General features: G+C 48.9%; 2 protein-coding genes and 1 tRNA gene. All 3 read right to left on the reverse strand.

Annotation, left to right across the window (positions count from 1 at the left end; genetic code table 11):
* Positions 1-46: 46 nt before the first annotated feature.
* Positions 47-610 carry a transcription termination/antitermination protein NusG gene (gene nusG, locus J5F18_RS20445; RefSeq protein ID WP_346300318.1) on the reverse strand — a complete coding sequence of 188 codons (564 nt, stop codon included), beginning with the start codon at positions 608-610 and terminating at the stop codon, positions 47-49.
* 199 nt (positions 611-809) lie between these two features.
* Positions 810-882 (reverse strand) — tRNA-Trp (locus J5F18_RS20450).
* A gap of 19 nt (positions 883-901) precedes the next feature.
* Positions 902-2,089 (reverse strand): elongation factor Tu, encoded by a 1,188-nt coding sequence (gene tuf, locus J5F18_RS20455; RefSeq protein ID WP_346300319.1) that lies wholly within the window; start codon positions 2,087-2,089, stop codon positions 902-904.
* Positions 2,090-2,164: the final 75 nt, after the last annotated feature.

Here is a 2,164-nt window from a genome sequence, read left to right on the forward strand (position 1 = left end):
CATTTTATGTCAATTCTTTGAATTAGTGAGCTTTCGCTCTGGAAACTCAAGCATCGGCCTCGACTTGATTTACATCAACTTCGACCGGTGTTTTTCTTCCGAAAATACTTACCAGAACACGCAGCTTGAGTTTATCCGGATAAATTTCCTCAACTGTGCCGTCAAAATCCTTGAAAGGTCCGTCAATAACTTTGATAATGTCACCAACCCGGTATGGAATTTCGATATGCCCGCCGGTTGCAGCCACTTCCTTGTTATGATTCACATGACCGAGAATTCTGTCAACTTCATCCTGGCGCAACGGCGCCGGGCGTTTGCTGTCCTTGTCGGTCTTCAGAAAACCGATAACGGATGGAGCATTCGAAATCAGGTTGTTTACGCTATCGTCATAAAGAGCATTTACCAGGATATATCCCGGGAAAAAGTTCTTTTCGCGTGTACGCTTCTTTCCGCCACGTATCTCAACAACAGTTTCTGTAGGAATCAGAATTTCTGAAATCTTCTCTTCCAGACCCATTTCGACCGTTTCCTGAGCCAGAAATTCACGCACTTTCTTTTCGTGTCCCGAAAAGCATCGCACGACATACCATTTGTGGTCTTCTGTACTCATTTAACGATAGATGATTTCAAGGATCGAACTGTAAACATTATCGATTCCAAAAATGAACAGAGATACTATAATGGAGAAAATCACTACTACCATGGTATTGTCAACCAACTCTTTTTGAGTTGGCCACGACACCTTGCTCATTTCCTTGCGGACCGATTCGAAGTATTCAGAAACTTTACTCATTGTATTTTCAGTATTGCACGGGTGGAGGGACTCGAACCCCCAGCCAACGGTTTTGGAGACCGCTACTCTACCAATTGAGCTACACCCGTACTTTTAATATTTGCTGAATTACTTCAGGATTTTGCTAACCACGCCGGCGCCCACGGTGCGTCCGCCCTCGCGGATGGCAAAGCGCAGACCATCTTCCATAGCAATCGGGCTGATCAGGTTTACCTTCATGGCCACGTTGTCGCCCGGCATTACCATCTCAACTCCCGAAGGAAGCTCACAAATACCCGTCACATCCGTCGTACGGAAGTAAAACTGTGGACGGTATCCGTTGAAAAACGGCGTATGGCGACCACCCTCATCCTTGCTCAGCACGTACACCTCCGCGCTGAACTCCGTGTGCGGGGTAATCGAGTTCGGCTTGCAGATTACCATGCCACGCATGATATCCTCTTTGTTGATACCACGAAGAAGCAATCCGGCATTGTCGCCCGCCTGGCCTTCGCCCAGTAACTTGCGGAACATCTCAATACCCGTCACAACAGACTTCATCTTCTGCTCCTGCATACCAACTATGTCCACTTCCTCATTGAGCTTGATCATACCACGCTCAATACGACCCGTAGCTACCGTACCACGGCCCGTAATCGAAAAGACATCCTCTACAGGCATCAAAAACGGCTTGTCCACCGCACGCTCAGGGGTCGGTACAGAATCATCAACAGCCTGCATCAGCTCAATGATCTTCTCCTCCCACTTGGCCTCACCATTGAGCGCTCCAAGGGCCGAACCCTTAACCACAGGAATGTCGTCGCCGGGAAACTCATACTTGCTCAACAGCTCACGAACCTCCAGCTCAACCAGATCAATCAACTCCTCGTCGTCAACCAGATCAACCTTGTTCATGAACACCACCAGGTACGGTACACCCACCTGACGGGCCAAAAGGATGTGCTCGCGGGTCTGTGGCATCGGTCCGTCTGTGGCCGCAACTACAATAATCGCACCATCCATCTGTGCCGCACCCGTTACCATGTTCTTAACATAGTCGGCGTGACCCGGACAGTCCACGTGCGCATAGTGACGGTTACCCGTCTCGTACTCAACGTGTGCCGTAGCAATCGTAATACCACGCTCACGCTCCTCAGGGGCATTGTCAATCTCCTCACATGCCTTCGCCTGTCCACCATATTTGGCCGACAATACTTTCGTAATTGCTGCCGTCAACGTCGTCTTGCCATGATCAACATGACCAATTGTGCCTATGTTTACGTGCGGCTTGGAGCGTACAAATTCTTCTTTTGCCATGTCTGCCTACCTGATTGAGTTATTAAATTTTAGTTTACTTCGAACCACCGAGCCGCTAATCGGATTTGAACCGAT

This window comes from Halomonas sp. BM-2019 (assembly GCF_017584085.1).

Coding starts and splice junctions, on each gene's coding strand:
- nusG (WP_346300318.1), bottom strand. CDS start 610: ATGAGTACAGAAGACCACAAATGGTATGTCGTGCGATGCTTTTCGGGA.
- tuf (WP_346300319.1), bottom strand. CDS start 2,089: ATGGCAAAAGAAGAATTTGTACGCTCCAAGCCGCACGTAAACATAGGC.